Source organism: Labilibaculum sp. DW002 (assembly GCF_029029525.1).
Lineage (GTDB): Bacteria > Bacteroidota > Bacteroidia > Bacteroidales > Marinifilaceae > Paralabilibaculum > Paralabilibaculum antarcticum.
This window is the reverse complement of record NZ_JAKJSC010000002.1, coordinates 323,863-340,521: the sequence shown is the minus strand read 5'-3', so window position 1 is coordinate 340,521 and position 16,659 is coordinate 323,863. Positions and strand designations below refer to the sequence as shown.

At 35.3% G+C, this 16,659-nt stretch carries 13 protein-coding genes and 1 pseudogene; 2 read left to right on the top strand and 12 right to left on the bottom strand.

Annotated features, from left to right (window positions below; translation table 11 throughout):
- Positions 1-45: 45 nt before the first annotated feature.
- The gene (locus tag L3049_RS13065) at positions 46-3,846 is read left to right on the top strand and encodes a sensor histidine kinase (protein WP_275110256.1); all 3,801 of its coding nucleotides are present in this window, start codon (positions 46-48) and stop codon (positions 3,844-3,846) included.
- A gap of 35 nt (positions 3,847-3,881) precedes the next feature.
- Here L3049_RS13065 and L3049_RS13060 read toward each other — a convergent pair whose 3' ends face one another.
- The 4 genes from L3049_RS13060 to L3049_RS13045 form a co-directional block, all read right to left on the bottom strand.
- Positions 3,882-4,145, bottom strand: coding sequence for a hypothetical protein (locus tag L3049_RS13060; RefSeq protein WP_275110255.1), 264 nt, complete (start codon positions 4,143-4,145; stop codon positions 3,882-3,884).
- 86 nt (positions 4,146-4,231) lie between these two features.
- Positions 4,232-5,704: a [FeFe] hydrogenase H-cluster radical SAM maturase HydG gene (gene hydG, locus L3049_RS13055; protein WP_275110254.1), complete on the bottom strand. Its 1,473-nt coding sequence runs from the start codon at positions 5,702-5,704 to the stop codon at positions 4,232-4,234.
- Positions 5,705-5,875: 171 nt separating this feature from the next.
- Positions 5,876-7,156 carry a BamG family beta-barrel-assembly machinery protein gene (gene bamG / locus L3049_RS13050; RefSeq protein WP_275110253.1) on the bottom strand — a complete coding sequence of 427 codons (1,281 nt, stop codon included), beginning with the start codon at positions 7,154-7,156 and terminating at the stop codon, positions 5,876-5,878.
- A 31-nt stretch (positions 7,157-7,187) separates the two neighbouring features.
- On the bottom strand, positions 7,188-8,603 hold the full coding sequence (locus L3049_RS13045) for a DUF4270 family protein (protein ID WP_275110252.1): 1,416 nt from the start codon (positions 8,601-8,603) through the stop codon (positions 7,188-7,190).
- A 266-nt stretch (positions 8,604-8,869) separates the two neighbouring features.
- On the opposite strand from L3049_RS13045, the gene L3049_RS13040 reads away from it, so the two are divergent.
- The gene (locus L3049_RS13040) at positions 8,870-9,880 is read left to right on the top strand and encodes a Kelch repeat-containing protein (RefSeq protein ID WP_275110251.1); all 1,011 of its coding nucleotides are present in this window, start codon (positions 8,870-8,872) and stop codon (positions 9,878-9,880) included.
- 172 nt (positions 9,881-10,052) lie between these two features.
- Here L3049_RS13040 and L3049_RS13035 read toward each other — a convergent pair whose 3' ends face one another.
- The 8 genes and pseudogenes from L3049_RS13035 to L3049_RS13000 all read right to left on the bottom strand — a co-directional run bounded on the left by L3049_RS13035 (position 10,053) and on the right by L3049_RS13000 (position 16,658).
- Positions 10,053-10,532, bottom strand: coding sequence for an NADH-quinone oxidoreductase subunit NuoE family protein (locus L3049_RS13035; RefSeq protein WP_275110250.1), 480 nt, complete (start codon positions 10,530-10,532; stop codon positions 10,053-10,055).
- A 54-nt stretch (positions 10,533-10,586) separates the two neighbouring features.
- Positions 10,587-12,350 carry an NADH-dependent [FeFe] hydrogenase, group A6 gene (locus L3049_RS13030; protein WP_275110249.1) on the bottom strand — a complete coding sequence of 588 codons (1,764 nt, stop codon included), beginning with the start codon at positions 12,348-12,350 and terminating at the stop codon, positions 10,587-10,589.
- A gap of 21 nt (positions 12,351-12,371) precedes the next feature.
- Positions 12,372-14,162, bottom strand: a complete 1,791-nt coding sequence (locus L3049_RS13025; RefSeq protein ID WP_275110248.1) for an NADH-quinone oxidoreductase subunit NuoF — start codon at positions 14,160-14,162, stop codon at positions 12,372-12,374.
- A 21-nt stretch (positions 14,163-14,183) separates the two neighbouring features.
- Positions 14,184-14,576 (bottom strand): (2Fe-2S) ferredoxin domain-containing protein, encoded by a 393-nt coding sequence (locus tag L3049_RS13020; protein WP_275110247.1) that lies wholly within the window; start codon positions 14,574-14,576, stop codon positions 14,184-14,186.
- A 36-nt stretch (positions 14,577-14,612) separates the two neighbouring features.
- Positions 14,613-15,152 carry an ATP-binding protein gene (locus L3049_RS13015; protein WP_275110246.1) on the bottom strand — a complete coding sequence of 180 codons (540 nt, stop codon included), beginning with the start codon at positions 15,150-15,152 and terminating at the stop codon, positions 14,613-14,615.
- A gap of 16 nt (positions 15,153-15,168) precedes the next feature.
- A pseudogene (locus L3049_RS13010) lies at positions 15,169-15,476 on the bottom strand (four helix bundle protein).
- Positions 15,477-15,570: 94 nt separating this feature from the next.
- Entirely contained in the window at positions 15,571-16,311 is a 741-nt protein-coding gene (locus L3049_RS13005) for a PHP domain-containing protein (protein WP_275110245.1), read from the bottom strand.
- 8 nt (positions 16,312-16,319) lie between these two features.
- The gene (locus L3049_RS13000; RefSeq protein ID WP_275110244.1) at positions 16,320-16,658 is read right to left on the bottom strand and encodes a DRTGG domain-containing protein; all 339 of its coding nucleotides are present in this window, start codon (positions 16,656-16,658) and stop codon (positions 16,320-16,322) included.
- Position 16,659 lies beyond the last annotated feature (1 nt).

Sequence of the window (16,659 nt, the reverse complement as noted above, 5' to 3'; positions counted from 1 at the left end):
AAAATTGTACCTTAAATAAATTCTGGCAACATGAATTTTTCGTACATGAAACATTTACAATTCCTTCTTCTAATCCTTTGTTTAGGTCTGATTCAAAAAAATCCGACAGTAGCACAAGAGTACAACTTCAAGAACTACTCTCTTGAAGAAGGACTGCCTCAATCTGAAGTTTTTAGTTTAATACAAGATAAAAAAGGCAATTTATGGCTAGGGACAAATGGTGGAGGCATTACGCGATTTAATGGCAAAGAATTCTTTTCTTACACCAAAAGACATGGACTTGCAGACAATAATATTAGATCACTAATACAAGATAAAAAAGACAATTTATGGATTGGAACCAGCGTTGGTATCTCTCAATTTAATGGTGTCTCTTTTCGAAATTACGATCAAAAAGATGGCTTACCAAATGCTATTTATTTTCAGCTTATTGAAGATGACAAAAAACAAATCTGGGCACTTGGGGTTAATCAGAATACGCCCATTCTGATGTACTTTAAAAATGGCCAGTTTTACGATTTTGGTAAAGAAAAACCAGAACTTATCACCAATAATCGCATTCTATCCATTTTTCTTGACAGCCAAAACACTTTATTCATTACCACTCGAAATGGTCTTTATTCCTACGAAAACGAAATACTATCAAAATCTACATACAACGATTTTATTGAATTTAACGGTCATATAATTCAACCTGTTCTTCAAGATATTAATAATGAAATTTGGTTTCGAATCTTTATTGCAGGCTTCGGATCGCAAATATTCAAAATGGAAAATGGCAAACCTACACAAGTAAATTTGCCTGATGGAATATCGCCAATGAATATTGGAAATTTCACACTTGATTCGGATCAAAAATTATGGGTTAGTATAAATGGCCGAGGAGTTGCAATTGTTAATGGAACAAAGAGCTACATAATTGATGCTGACAAAGGTCTGATAACCCCTTTTATAAATACCATCGTTGAAGACTCTTCTGGCAATATCTGGTTAACGACCAGAGGAAATGGCCTAATCCAATACGCTAACAATAAATTTCTATCCTTAGATTTCTCTAATGATATCGATGGGAATATTGTTAGAGCCATATATCAAGACAGCAAAAATCGGTATTGGTTTAGTATTACAGGTAAAGGAATTATCGAATTCAAGAAAAATATTCGGAAAGCTTATACTCCACAAGATCATAATGGTCTTTTAGATGTTAGGGATTTTCTTGAATTAAAAAACGGTAAAATTCTTATGGCTAGTTTTAGTGGTCTTCTTGAATTTAATGGAAGTTCATTCAGAGAGGTCTCTAGGCAATATGGCCTTCCTAACGGTACCGGGATTTCAAACATACTAAAAACCGACCAAGGAGATTTATGGCTATCAACTCGTGGAGCTGGAGTAATGCATATCGATAAAAATCAAAAAAGAACCCACATCACCGCTCAAAGTCATGGATTAGCAGTCGATTTTATATCCAATGTTTTTATTGATTCTAAAAACAGAGCTTGGTTTTGCCACTTTCAAGGCCTTTCGATGTTTGATGGAGAAAAGGTTGTGAATTTTAATGACACTAATGGATTAAACTACAACTGGATAATGCAGGTTACTGAAGACAAGCTTGGAAGAATTTGGGCAGCTAGCTTTAGTGGTGGTATTAACATTTGGAACGGCAAAGATTGGACCTACATCACAACAGATGAAGGCCTCACCTCTGACATAATTTATTCTATTTTAAGAGATGAAGATGGTGTAATTTGGGCTGGCATACAAAATGGTGTTGACAAAATAACCTATACCAAATCTGGTGAGATCTCATCTATTCGAAATTACAACAAATACGATGGATTTATTGGAATAGAAAACAATGGTGGGTGTAATTATATTGATGCAAACAAAAACTTGTGGTTTGGAACGGTTAACGGAGCAATGATGTTTAATCCTAGTAAAGATCTAATAAATCCAACTCCTCCAACAATACAACTTACTGACATTAAGTTATTCTTCAAGAAAGTTAATTGGAGAGATGCAAAATACAGTCAATGCTTATGTGGTGTTAATCCATGGTTCCCCTTACCTCAAGATTTAAAATTAACACACGATATGCACCACCTAAGCTTCAACTTTGAAGCTCTAAGCTATAAATCACCCGAAAAAGTCAAATATCAGTGGATATTGGAAGGTTTGGATCAAGCATGGTCTCCAGTAAGTTCAAAAAGCGAAGCCATTTACTCAAGAATTCCACCTGGCAATTACAATTTTAAAATTAAGGCTTCGAATAGCGATGGCATATGGACCCCAAATGCCTATGAGTATCCTTTTGAAATCCTTCCTCCTTGGTGGAATACCATTTGGGCTAAACTTATTGGACTCCTCCTTATTGGGCTCACAATTTATTTTATTATTCGAATTCGGATCAAAAATATCAAACAAAAAAAAGAAGAACTTGAAAAGCTTGTACAAGAAAAAACAAGAGAAATAAGTATTCAGAATACAGAAATTGAATCTAAAAATAGCGTACTACAGAATCAAAAGGATGAAATCTTACAACAGGCTCATCGACTTCAAAAATCATATATGAATTTGATTCATTTAAATGATATCGGAAAAGCTGTCACTGCAAGTCTATCTATTGAGAAAATAATAGATACCGTTTACGAATCTGTAAATGAACTGATGGATGCTTCTATATTTGGTATAGGAATCTACCAAAAAGATAACAATTGCTTGGTATTCCCTAGAATAAAAGAAGATGGGTTAAACCTCGATGAAGTCACATTTGCTTTAGAAGATGAAACCAGATTAGCCGTATACTGCTTTAACAATGATAAAGAACTGTTTATTACTGATTTGGAAAATGAATATCACAAATACATCACAAAATTAATCCCAGTAGAAAAAACAGGTACTCCCCAATCTGTAATTTACCTGCCATTAAGAATAAAAGGCAAGATAAATGGTGTAATTACGGTTCAAAGTTTCGCAAAAAAAGCATTCCAAGAATATCATCTTTCCCTTCTGCAAAACATTGCTGTATATGCAAGCATTGCCATAGAAAATGCTCAAGCTTATCGAAAAATTGAGACACAAACCAAAAGATTGCAAAAGGTTAACAAAGATGTAAAAATAAAGAAGGAGCAAATCGAGAATAAAAACAATGAATTAACTGAACTAAACAATGAAAAGAATCATTTGATAGGAATCATTGCTCATGATTTAAAAAATCCTCTAACCTCTACTATTTCGATAACAGAACACTTGCAATCGCAAATAGAAGGAACTAATAATCCTGAAGATTTAGAAAGTATCAATTTCATGTTAAAAGCTCTTTTACGGATGAACGATATGATCTCAAATATTCTTGACATTGGAATGATTGAGTCTAGAAGCATTAATTTACAATTAGAAAAGACAAACCTCAAAAAGTTGATAGAGATTGTCAATCTAAATTTCAAAAATCATTTACAACAAAAACAGATCACTCTTGAACTCGATGTTAATGATGCTTATGCTCTTGTAGATCGCAATTACATGACACAGGTATACGAAAATCTTATTTCAAATGCCATCAAATTTTCTCCTTTAAATAAAAACATAAACGTGAAAATATGGGAAGAAGGAGATTTAATTAGATCAGTAGTTAGCGATGAAGGCCCTGGAATCCCTATTGAAGATCAGAAAAAACTCTTTGGTAAATTTCAAGTCTTAAGCGCGAAACCAACAGCAGGAGAAAAATCCACCGGATTAGGCCTATCTATTGTTAAAAAATACATTGATGCCATGCAAGGAAAAGTATGGTGTGAAAGTGAACCTGGGAAAGGAGCTCATTTTTATATCGACCTTAAAAAAGTAATATAAAAAAAGTCCGATATTATCGGACTTTTCCTTATTCATTACGATTCAAACATCATGTGTTGAATTTCAACACCTTCAATCATATAGATTTCTTTTTCGAATAAATCCATTTCTTTTTCGGAACCTATTACCTGAATTAATAGTAAGCCTTGAGGATGACTATCCCGATGTTCTACATCGTATAAGCCTAAACGAGTTTTGATAGAATCTGCATATCGCACAAGAATTTTTTGCACACAACCATCTTCCTTCTCCTTGTCGCGAATTAATACACCAAATATCCAAATTGCTGATGTTTCCATAAACCGAAATTTAGAGTAATCAAAAGGACTAGCAACAAGTTACAAAAAACATTTCACCCTTAAAAAAGAAAATTAAAGTTTAAAGTCTAATAGTAAAGATCACGCTCACCTTGCTTAACCATCTCCAGTCGTTTTTGCAAGTCTTCCGTTTTTTGCGAATCTTTAAGCTCATCAATTTTGACCGTGATCAAATCATAGCCTTTCTTTTTCATTTCCTCCGTACCATAATCTTCAAGATACTCGGCCAAAGTCAAAATAGCATTTTGAGTACAAAAACGTTTGATAAATCCTGGAACCGAAAATTCCATAAAATGCTCTCCAGTTCTTCCCTTACGATAACAAGCAGTACAGAACGAGGGTAAATATTGTTTATCCAACAATTCATCAATCACCTCTCCCAGGCTTCTTGTATCTCCAATTTCGAATTGCTCGTGATCTAATTTTTGCTCTTCACGACTCTCTTCCGAATAGCCTCCCAATTGAATATTTGTTCCGGCATCAATTTGAGAAACACCTAACTTGATTACTTCTTCGCGAAGCTCTTTCGTTTCACGTGCCGTAAGAATCAGACCTGTATATGGCACTGCTAATCGAAGAATAGCAACCAAACGAACAAAATCTTCATCACTAACCTCAAATTTTGGGTCAATAGTCGAGTCAGAAGCAGCTTTTATTCTTGGAAAAGAGATTGTGTGTGGTCCAACATTATAACATGCCTCAAAATGATTTACATGACGAAGAAGGCCCAAAACTTCATATTTCCAGTCATACAAGCCAAATAATGCTCCAATACCCACATCATCAATTAAAGCTTCCTGAGCACGATCTAAACCAGTCAATCGCCAGTCAAAATCACTCTTTTGCCCACTTAAATGATATTTGGCATAGGCTTCTCTATGATAGGTCTCCTGAAAAATCTGATAGGTTCCAATACCAGCATCTTTAACCTTTTTGTATTCTTCAACATCAAGTGGAGCAGCATTAATGTTTACACGGCGAATTTCTCCTGAACCAGATTTTACCGAATAAACAGTACGAACCGAATCGGCAATAAAATCTGCATCATACATCGGGTGTTCCCCATAAACAAGAATTAAACGCTTTTGTCCATTATCCTCCAATGATTTCACCTCTGAACGCAACTGAACTTCATTTAATGTCGTACGCTTTTGTTTTTTATTAGAAGCACGAAATCCACAGTAAGTACAATTATTTACACATTTATTCCCAACGTATAACGGAGCAAAAATTACAATTCTATCGCCATATACATTCTCTTTTAAAGAACGAGCACCTGCTTTTATTTCTTCAATTAATTCAGGATCCTCTGTTTTCAATAAAAGAGCTGTTTCTTGAAGGCTTAAGCGGTTTTTAGCCAATGATTTTTGAATAACAGCTCTGACATCCTCTTGAGTAGGTTTAGCTGAATCTAATATCTCCCAAATTTCAGATTCATCAATAAAAGGCTTCATCCTCTCATCTTTAATTCTGTACTCTTGAGGTTTATAAATCATTTTCATGTTTTGCGCTGTATTGTCTAAAAACAGAGAATTACTCATCCTCCATCTTCATGTATATTGTTAGTTTTCAGAGCAAAATTAAACATTATTATTTTGATTCAATAATAATTTAGAGTTTAAGATCTATTATATTCTTTTTACACTTTTAGGAATAAAAAAAAAGTCTGAAAACACGAATGTTTCAGACTTTTTAATATTGTAATTGTCGATCTAATTATATTTTCTCTTCTGAAACCAACGTTCGAATAAACTAACATCAATTGTAATTCGGGTAAAGTCTTCACGTACTAAGTTATTATTTAATGTGCCTGTAGTACCAAATTCCACAGCTAAGTTAATCATTCCTTTTCCTTGAGCCATCGGTATACCAAGACCAGCGCTTATACCCATCGAACTAATTTTATTGTCTTCGACTTTTATATATCCAGTATCATAAAAACTACCCAAGCGATATGATAATCGTTGTAGAAATTTTCGAGCATAGCCATCATTAGGATTATACTCAACACCAAAACTAAATTTATTACGATCTACAAATTCATTATTTTCGTTAAAAATTTCAGTATCACTCCATTTTTCATACTGATAATCCCCACCAATCCATAAGTGTTTACTTTTATTTAAACCGAATCCAACACTATACGATTCTGGCATATCGAAATCTCCATCATCCTCATCACTGTAGCGTTCAACAAGATCATTTGAATTTGTAATCACCACTTTTTGTTTAGCATTTACACCGATTTTAGGTTGATATTTACCTCCTACTGTAATTGCATAATTACCAAAATCTATTGCATACTGTGCAGCTACATTAAAATATAAACCTTTGGAAATCAATTCTGAATTATTGATATATACATTGGTTCCACCATTTTCTATAACAACACTCTCAGTACGTGTATTATTTCCAAAAATATAGATTCCATTTACTCCTAAAGATAAATCATTTGTAATCTTAACTCCATTCGACCACATAAACTGATTCAATCCTCCAGTTCCTTTTAATGATCGAATTACATAGGTCTCATCTCCCAAAACTTTTTCACGTTTTGTGATTTCGTAACCTAAGCCTGAATATGGGGCAATAGAAAAAGCAGTAGCATATCTAGGAGAAACTTTAAATCCCAAAGCAATTCGTGACAAATTAAAGTCATTAATTACATCATGGTCATTTCCTTGATTCAATCGTGTAAATTTAATTACTGATCCAATATTAAAATGAAATTTCAAACTATCAATCTGGCTCAAAGATGCAGGGTTATCAAGATTCAGAACACTTCCACCTTTGTAAGCTAAACTTGTTCCTCCAAGACCAATCGTTTGCCCGTTAGAATTTTGCATTAATTCCCCTAATCCAAAATAGGAGTAGGTTGAACTAGTATTATTTTGAGCAAATGCATTAGTCGTCACAAATAACAATGCGAAACTTAATATTGCAATTAGTTTTTTTGTAGAATTAAAAGGCTTAATCATGCTTACGCTCCACATATATATTGTAATTAAATTGATTCTTTTATTATTAATTCTGTACTACGTAGGTTGTTTTAAGACGAATTCTAAAATCTGAATCGCTTTCATTTTCAATGATTAAACGATCCATTGAAACACCTAAACTAGATATTGGTAGTGTTAGTAAAAGTGCATCATCAAATTCCTGACCGTTTGCTAATACACTGTTAACATAGCTAGTAACATCAAAAGAATAAAAAGATTCATCTTGATTATCTCTGTTCTCAACATAATTTGAACTTGCAGCTGATCCTGTGGAACCTACCAATTGTGTTAAAATTTGATTTTGCTTATCTGTTTGATACAGTGTAAATGGTAATGTTGGCAATTTGAATATATCATCATCAAAACTCTCATCTTTTGGATAAAATTTTAACTCTGCTCTAAGAACACCTCCTGTTAAACCAACAGTGTTTAATCTTTCTAAATGAGGAATTTTAATTTTAGTAAGCATACCTAATCCACCATGGATAAATGCCAAATTACCTGTTTCCTCAGAACTTAAATCTTCAGTCTCGTCAGTTATTTGATCTAAATCATATGGAGCGGAACTAAAATCTGACTTTACATTTGTGAAATTTAAGGATGATGCAATAATCGGAAAATCATGAAAATCTCTAGTTCCACTTAATTCATATGCGGTATAGGTATAATACAAACGCATTTTCATTCTTCCTGCTTGCAAGTTATAGGAAAGCATAACTGAATTATCCTCACCTGCTTTTAAAACAACACCATTCAAATATTTAAGCCATTTGTCCGAAAATTTAATAGTATCGTTTTCAGCATTAACCATTCGAACAATATCCATACCTAAGGCATCTTCCATATTAAATCTTATCCCTAGATCATCAATCTCAACATCAGCCTCTTTTTCATCGCTATACTCTAAGAATTGAGATATTGGCTTAGCAATAAAATCACTACTCCCTAAGCTCTCCTCATCATAAGGAAATGAACTGTGTGCATAGAATCCAATTTGATCATCTGGAATTTCTATTTCTTCAGTAACCCTGTGAATTGACATACTTTGCGTCGGTATAGTATCGCCCATATAATTACCATCCGGGTAGCTAATAAAAACTAATGAATCGTAGCGAATGGGTGTCTTTTCTAAGTTTTCTCCAACAGTAACTTGTTTTAAGCTAAACGTTCCTCCTAAACCAACAATAGCGTAAAAATCCGAACTAATGCGTCCAAAGAATTCATCTTCATAACTACCAAAAAGAATATTGTTTTGACCTGAAGTTAAAACAGAATCCATTTTCACCGTTGAACTCTCAATCGTGAAGGTATCAATCAACCTAACTTCAGTTGACTTATCAATCAAGCTATCCCCAACTTCATGCTCCTGAAATCCATCAGAATCACATGCCGTTAAAAAGGCAAATAAATTAACAATTATTATGAAACTAAATTTTCTCATATTTAATAAATACAGATTCCTAATCATGTGAATAAAGAGTAAATAATGAGCTAATATCATTAATTGATTTCAATCAAAATATCAGATAACGGACAAATGTATATAAAAAATCGTGATTATAATTGTTAAAATTTCTAAACGACACTTTATTTTTATGTGGAGAAAAACCAATCCTATTGATTTTTATTTATATTTGTCGTCATATAGAAAAAAAGCGATGTATTTTTGCTATTAAAACAAATTAATTATTGATAAAATCATAACACATGAAACAAAGATTATTATTTGCATTTTTTGCATTATCTCTATTTTTCACTGGCTGTGGTAGTGACAATGGCCTAGATGGTAACTGGATTAAAGGATCTTCATTCGAAGGACGTCCTCGTGGTGGAGCTGTAAGCTTCGTGGTAGGTGATTTCGCTTATGTAGGTACTGGTTATGATGGTGAAGATTGCCTGAAAGAATTCTACAAATATAGCATTCAGTCTGGTTGGATTAAGATTGCGGATTTCCCAGGAACAGAAAGAAAAGAAGCTGTTGCATTTACAGCTATTGTAGATGGTAAAGAAATGGCTTACGTTGGCTTAGGAGTTGATGAAGACGATAATCGTTTAGCTGATTTTTATGCGTTTGATCCTGTTGCTGAAACATGGAGCCCAGCTCCTGATTTTATGGGTACTGCACGTCAAAATGCAATTTCATTCTCTATTAATGGTGTTGGCTACGTTGGTACAGGTTACGGTTACCTTGACGGAAAAGATAGAAACTACCTTAAAGATTTTTACAAATTTGACAATGGTACATGGTCAAAGATTGCTTTTGATGGTGAAAAGTCAGCTAATGCTGCAACATTCGTAATCAATGATAAAGCATATGTTGTTTCTGGAACAGGAAGTTTAAAATATGTTTGGGAGTACGATCCAACTTTAATTAGTGCAGACTTTAATGGATGGACTAGAAAAGAATACCTAGATGATGATAACAGATGGGAAGATGTTCAACGTGCTGAAGCGGTTGCTTTTGTTATTAGTGATAGAGCATATCTTGCTACTGGGAAAAATGGAAATTACACTACTGAAGTTTGGGAATACAATCCTGCTAAAGATGATTGGACTGAAAGAACTTCTTTAGAGAGAGAAGTTTCTGCAAGAGAAGATGCTGTTGCCTTTACTTTGAACAACAGAGGATTCTTCGTTACGGGTAATGCTGGTGGCGGTTACCTTGGTGACATGTGGGAATTCAACCCAAAAATGGATGAAACTGATGATGACAATTAATTGTCATACTAATAATATAAAAGCACTGCATCTCGCAGTGCTTTTTTTATGCCTATAAATAGCCCACTTTAAACTAAAAGTAGAACATACATTATTCGTCATTCTTTCAAATAGAAAACAAAAAAAACCTCCGACGCTAGTCGGAGGTTTCTATTTTAGAATCAACAATTATTTAGTTTTGATACTCTTTTAGAATGTCAGCAACATCACCTGCAGCCACACGGCCATAGGTACGCTCACCAATTGTTACAACCGGAGCCAAACCACAAGCACCTACACAACGCAGGCATGAGATCGAAAATTTACCATCTTCAGTCGTTTCACCAATCGGCACCTTAAGCTGTGTTTTAAACTCTTCTAAGACCTTCTCAGCACCACGCACATAACAAGCTGTACCCATACAGATTGAAATAGGGAATTCACCCATAGGAACCATAGTAAAGAAAGAATAGAAAGTAACAACGCCATACACGTGTGCTACAGAAACTCCAAGCTCACGAGCAACAACCTCTTGAACTTCAGCAGGAAGATAACCAAAATTTTCTTGCGCCTTATGAAGTACATTAATCAGCTCGCTGCCTTCATTATTAAATGATTTGCAAATTTCAACAAGCTTTTCAATCTTGTCTTTTGCTAATTTTATTTTTGCCATAATATAAACTCCTTATATTAATTGGATTTTTTAATCCGAATGGTTCAAAATAATTTATTCAATTTCGATTTCATTTTTCTTGTCGAAATAGTGAGTATGTAGCAATTTATGCGACAATTCACCACAAGGCTTACCCAAGAACTCTTCATACAACTTAATAATGTATGGGTTTTCATGAGACTTACGAATTGCTTTACCTTCATCTTCACGATAAAGAGCAGCAGCACGCTTACCTAAAACAGAAGCATCACCGTGGTGCAATGGCTGACCACCACCACCAATACATCCACCAGGACAAGCCATGATTTCAATTGCGTGATATTGTGATTTTCCATCTCTTACTTCTTCAAGAAGCTTACGAGCATTACCCAAACCATGAGCAATACCAATATTTAACTCCAGTCCATCAAAATCAACTTTAGCACTACGAATACCTTCCATACCACGAAGTGCGTTGAAATCAACTTTCTCAAGTGTTTTTCCAGTATATACTTCGTAAGCAGTACGAGTTGCAGCTTCGATAACACCACCAGTAGCACCGAAAATTACACCAGCACCTGTAGACTCTCCCAATGGATTATCAAAATCTTCTTCAGGAAGAGTAACGAAATCCATATTAGCTTGCTTAATCAAGTTAGCTAATTCACGAGTTGAGATAGAATAATTCACATCAGGATCACCATCAACCTTAAACTCATCACGCTGACATTCGTATTTCTTAGCCAAACATGGCATTATAGAAACAACAATCATATCCTCACGCTTGATTCCCATTTCTTTTGCCAAATAGTTTTTAGCAATAGGACCAAACATTTGCTGAGGAGAACGAGCCGTTGAAGGAATCTCTTTCATCTCTGGGAAGTGATGCTCGAAGAAATTCACCCAACCTGGACAACATGAAGTCAAAATAGGAAGCTTCACATCCTTGTCACCTTTTAGGTGAGCATCAAGACGCTGAAGCAACTCAGTACCTTCCTCCATAATAGTAAGATCGGCAGCAAAATCAGTATCAAACACACTGTCGAAACCTAAGTTACGAAGCGCAGCAACCATTTTACCCGTTACCAAAGTACCAGCTTCCATACCAAACTCTTCACCTAGAGCAGCACGTACAGCAGGAGCCGTTTGAACTACCACAGTCTTATTCGGGTTAGCAAGGTCTCTAATCAACTGATTCGTATGATCTTTTTCAGTAAGTGCACCTGTAGGACATACAGCAACACACTGACCACAATAAGTACAAGTAGATTTCTCAAGATCCATCTCAAAAGCTGGAGCGACTACTGATTCGAATCCACGGTTAACAGCAGAAAGAGCTCCAACAGTTTGTACATCGTTACACATCGTTTCACAACGACGACACATGATACATTTATCCATATCACGGATAATCGATGGAGAATAATCTACCTTATAAGTTGATTGCTCACCTTGGTAGTGAATCTCACGAACACCCATATTTTGAGCTGTAGTTTGCAAGTCACAATTTCCTGACTTCGCACAAACTAAACAATCAAACGGATGATCAGAAAGCATCAATTCCATTACGGTTTTACGAGCGTTCAAAACTCTCATAGAGTGAGTTTTGATATTCATTCCAGCTTCGCACTTTGAGTTACATGAAGGCGCTAGATTTCTTCTACCGTCTACTTCAACAACACAAATACGACATCCACCAGGCTTATGCTCAATATTCATATCCTCAAGGTGCATGTGGCAAAGCGTTGGTATTTCAACACCAATCTGCTTTGCAGCTTCGAGCATAGTGGTGCCTTTAGCAACCTCTACCTCTTTATTATCAATGGTTAATTTTATCATTTGTTCCATTTTCAATCCTCCTTATTGTATGCTAATGGCGTTAAACTTACACTTATCCATACAAGCACCACACTTAATACATTTTTCAACGTCGATAATATGAGCTTCCTTACGTTCTCCAGCAATACAATCAACCGGACAGTTACGCGCACAAAGCGTACAACCAACACAAAGCTCCGGATCAACAACATACTGCATCAATGCTTTACACTGTCCAGCAGTACACTTATGATTCTCAACATGAGCAATATATTCATCATGGAAATTGTCAAGAGTAGATAAAACTGGATTTGGAGAAGTTTGACCTAATCCGCAAAGAGACGTATCTTTTATTACACCAGAAAGGTTACGTAATAAATCTAAGTCTTCTTTAGTTCCTTTACCTTCAGTAATCTTATCTAACATCTCATAAAGACGCTTGTTACCAACACGACATGGCGTACATTTACCGCAAGATTCCTCAACCGTAAAGTCAAGATAGAATTTTGCCATAGAAACCATACAGTCGTCTTCGTCCATAACAATCATACCACCTGATCCCATCATAGAACCTGCAGCAATAAGATTATCAAAATCGATAGGTGTATCAAGATGCTTCTCAGTTAAACAACCTCCGGAAGGACCACCTGTTTGAACAGCCTTAAATTTCTTACCATCTTTAATACCACCACCAATTTCGTAAATTACTTCACGAAGAGTAGTACCCATTGGCACCTCAATAAGACCAACATTATTGATCTTTCCTGCTAAAGCAAATACCTTAGTACCTTTTGACTTATCAGTTCCAATTGCACTAAACCACTTAGCACCTTTGTTGATGATAACAGGAACATTAGCAAATGTCTCAACATTGTTTACATTAGTTGGCTTTCCATTATATCCTGATTCAGCTGGGAATGGAGGCTTAACAGTTGGCTCACCACGAAGACCTTCCATAGAGTGGATCAATGCAGTTTCCTCACCACAAACAAAAGCACCAGCTCCATAACGCATTTCTACGTCGAAATTGAAACCAGAACCCAAAATATCCTTACCTAACAAACCATATTCACGAGCTTGAGCAATTGCAATCTTTAAACGCTCAATTGCAAGTGGGTACTCCGCACGAATATAAATCACACCCAAATCAGCGCCCATTGTGTAACCACAAATAGCCATCGCTTCAAGTACTGAGTGTGGATCTCCCTCAAGGATTGAACGGTCCATAAATGCTCCCGGATCTCCCTCATCAGCATTACAAACCACATATTTCTGATCAGCATCGTTCTTAGAAGCAAACTCCCACTTCAAACCAGTTGGGAATCCTCCTCCTCCTCGTCCGCGCAGACCAGATTCTTTAATTACATCGATAACTGCCTGTGGCGTCATTTCGAAACACGTACCTAGTGCACCATAACCTTCACGAGCAATATATTCGTCAATATTCTCAGGATTAATAAATCCACAGTTTCTAAGAGCAATACGAATTTGTTTCTTATAGAAACCCATGTTTTTCGCATCACTTACAGTTTCTTTCTTATCAGGATCTGTGTAAAGAAGTCGCATCACCTGGCGTCCTTTTACAATATGCTCCTCAATAATTTCTTCTGCATCCTCAGGCTTCACTTCAATATAGAATGTGTTATCCGGAAGAATCTTTACAATAGGTCCTTTTTCACAAAAACCAAAGCAACCCGTGGTCACAACCTGCACTTCATCCTCTAGACCTTTGGCCTTAAGAACATCTTCTAAATTAGTTTGAATAAGCTCACTTTCAGACGCACGACATCCCGTACCTCCGCAAATAAGAATATGCATTTTATACTTTTCCATAACAGTGTTTGGGTTTAGATATTAGTCAATAGTATTATAGTTTACAGGAATAATTCCATCAACCAACTCACCATTCTTAACGTACTTCTCAATAATCTCATCAGCTCTTTTCACATCAACATCACCAAAAACGATTGGATCTTTACCAGGCATAATTACCTCGATAGTTGGTTCTGCAAAACAATAGCCCATACATCCTGTTTGGGTAACAACAGCTGAAATTCCTCTCTTAGCACTTTCTTCGATAAAGAAATTCATCACTTCTTTTGCACCAGAAGCGATTCCACAAGTAGCCATACCTACTTTTACCTGCACCATGCTATCTGGCGCATCACTCTTTTCTCTAAGATCCATTTTCGACTGAAGATCTTCTTTCATTTTCTTCAGGTCTGCAAGAGATTTTACTTTTGCCATAATCTCAAATATTAAAGGTTAGAAACTAAATTCAAATTATATTATTGTATTTATATTTTCGTTTATCATCTCTTTTAGATAAACCAAAATATTAGGGTCATTTAATGACACCCCTTCTAAAATTTCTTTTACTTCTTTTGTGTCAAACACATATTCACCTTCAGCAGTTGTGTGCTTATACAAAAAATCCATTTCCGGATTAGCTCCAACCAACAGCATCATGGTTTCGGCTATATTACCTAACACTGGTCTATCAATATTCGAATGAGAAAAAATGACTTCAAGTTGAGTCCCCTCTCCTTCTTTAGACCAAATATTTAAACTTCCACCAGTCTGTTCGGCATTTTGCTTCAATAGTGAAATCCCCAAACCAACTTTTCTTGTTGTTCGGGATGTGAAGAATGGATCAATCGCTTTCGCCAACACCTCTTTCGACATACCAAACCCATCATCTTTGATGCCAATTGAAAACAGATCATCTTTCTGACTCTCTACAATTTCCAACTGTACATTAGATGCTTCAGCTCTCACTGAATTTTGGATGATATCCATTATATGCATTGACAAATCTTTCAATATTTTAAGCTTTTAGCTATTGGCAGTTAGCCTTTAGCTTTGTTATTAAACTGTTTATCATCTTTTCTTCCTGCTGAATTAATTCAGCTAATTCCTTAGTCTTATTTTCTTCTATAAAATTCAACTCTACTATAATTATTAGTTGAGTTTCCAATTCGAACAAAGATCCCAAAGCAATATCAAGAAAACGTCTAAAATCAGCATCACTATTTTTCTAGAACCTTCAGCAATATTAGAAGGAACAGAAACTGCCGCTCGACAAATTTGACTTCTCAAGCCATATTTTTCATCATTAGAAAGCATATCAGCCAATCGATAAGTCATCTTAACGATTGTGATTCCATTTTGCCAAATATTTAACTTCCTAAAATTCTTCATTCCTTTTTTAACTAAAAACCAACAGCTAAATACCAATGGCTTATTTTATTTCAATTTTTCTTCCTTCAATACCTGCTAATGCCATTTTTATTTCTTCAAAATTTCGTCTTTCCATAAAGAAGTTTGTCCAGGTATTTCCTATATTATCTATATAATGTGCATCTGAACTTCGAATAAAATTGTAATTCTTCAGATACTTATTCTTCTTTAAAAATTCACTCTTTGTTGTATGCTGTGATATTTCCAAAGCATCAACATTTAAATCGATGGGAATAAATCCCAGTTGCGAGATTATACTATCCTGCATCTTATTTACATGAGCTGGTATAAACAAACCATCCAATTCGTGAACCTTTTTCTCTAATTGATCAATACTCTGATTTATACCTGAAATCAATAACCATTCAACTTCATTTAAAATCTCTTCCTCCTCGTTTACCACAACCTGATAACCAAATTTATCGCTATCATTAGCTATATGTGGCAAATGCTTATCCAAATACTTTTGAAAAACAACTAACTTCTCTTCTGTCTCAAAAAAGCAAAGACAATGTACTTCCTCTTTGGTTGTCACCTCTGCGCCCATCATAATCTCAATATTTTCTTTTGCTGCCAACTTTTTAATCAAAGGGGCATGTAAAGTTGAGTTATGATCGCTTATGCCTAAAACATCAATTCCTCGCTCTTTCGCCTTCTCTACAATATTTACCGGACTCATCTCCAAATCTCCACATGGAGAAAGTACTGTATGTGTATGTAGGTCGACTCGAAACGTTTTCATGATTTCAGTTATTCAACACTCAATAGCTTATAAAGCTTTCCTGTCAACTCAAAGGCTTCCTCTTCTGATGACAAAATTGGAATCCCTTCCTCGTTACTTTGCTCTGCAGCATCAGCTTCTGGCTCGTAGCCCTTAACCAACACAATTGCAGCTAATTCTTTTAATGAAGCAATTGCCATGATATTTTTATGAGTTTGAAGTGTTACCCACACCTGGTCTGCATCGGCATTCCCCATAACATCACTTAATAAATCTGATGTATAGCCACCTTCAATTTCTTTGTTCAAGCCTTGTTCTCCCGAACAAACTTTTAAACCCAATTTTTCAACAATATCACTTACCTTCATT

Bases quoted from the DNA above. Each gene is read 5' to 3' on its own strand.
- L3049_RS13000 (WP_275110244.1), bottom strand. From the start codon at position 16,658: ATGAAGGTAAGTGATATTGTTGAAAAATTGGGTTTAAAAGTTTGTTCG.
- L3049_RS13035 (WP_275110250.1), bottom strand. From the start codon at position 10,532: ATGGCAAAAATAAAATTAGCAAAAGACAAGATTGAAAAGCTTGTTGAA.
- bamG (WP_275110253.1), bottom strand. From the start codon at position 7,156: ATGTGGAGCGTAAGCATGATTAAGCCTTTTAATTCTACAAAAAAACTA.
- L3049_RS13065 (WP_275110256.1), top strand. From the start codon at position 46: ATGAAACATTTACAATTCCTTCTTCTAATCCTTTGTTTAGGTCTGATT.
- L3049_RS13060 (WP_275110255.1), bottom strand. From the start codon at position 4,145: ATGGAAACATCAGCAATTTGGATATTTGGTGTATTAATTCGCGACAAG.
- L3049_RS13040 (WP_275110251.1), top strand. From the start codon at position 8,870: ATGAAACAAAGATTATTATTTGCATTTTTTGCATTATCTCTATTTTTC.
- L3049_RS13030 (WP_275110249.1), bottom strand. From the start codon at position 12,350: ATGATAAAATTAACCATTGATAATAAAGAGGTAGAGGTTGCTAAAGGC.
- hydG (WP_275110254.1), bottom strand. From the start codon at position 5,704: ATGAGTAATTCTCTGTTTTTAGACAATACAGCGCAAAACATGAAAATG.
- L3049_RS13045 (WP_275110252.1), bottom strand. From the start codon at position 8,603: ATGAGAAAATTTAGTTTCATAATAATTGTTAATTTATTTGCCTTTTTA.
- L3049_RS13005 (WP_275110245.1), bottom strand. From the start codon at position 16,311: ATGAAAACGTTTCGAGTCGACCTACATACACATACAGTACTTTCTCCA.
- L3049_RS13025 (WP_275110248.1), bottom strand. From the start codon at position 14,162: ATGGAAAAGTATAAAATGCATATTCTTATTTGCGGAGGTACGGGATGT.
- L3049_RS13020 (WP_275110247.1), bottom strand. From the start codon at position 14,576: ATGGCAAAAGTAAAATCTCTTGCAGACCTGAAGAAAATGAAAGAAGAT.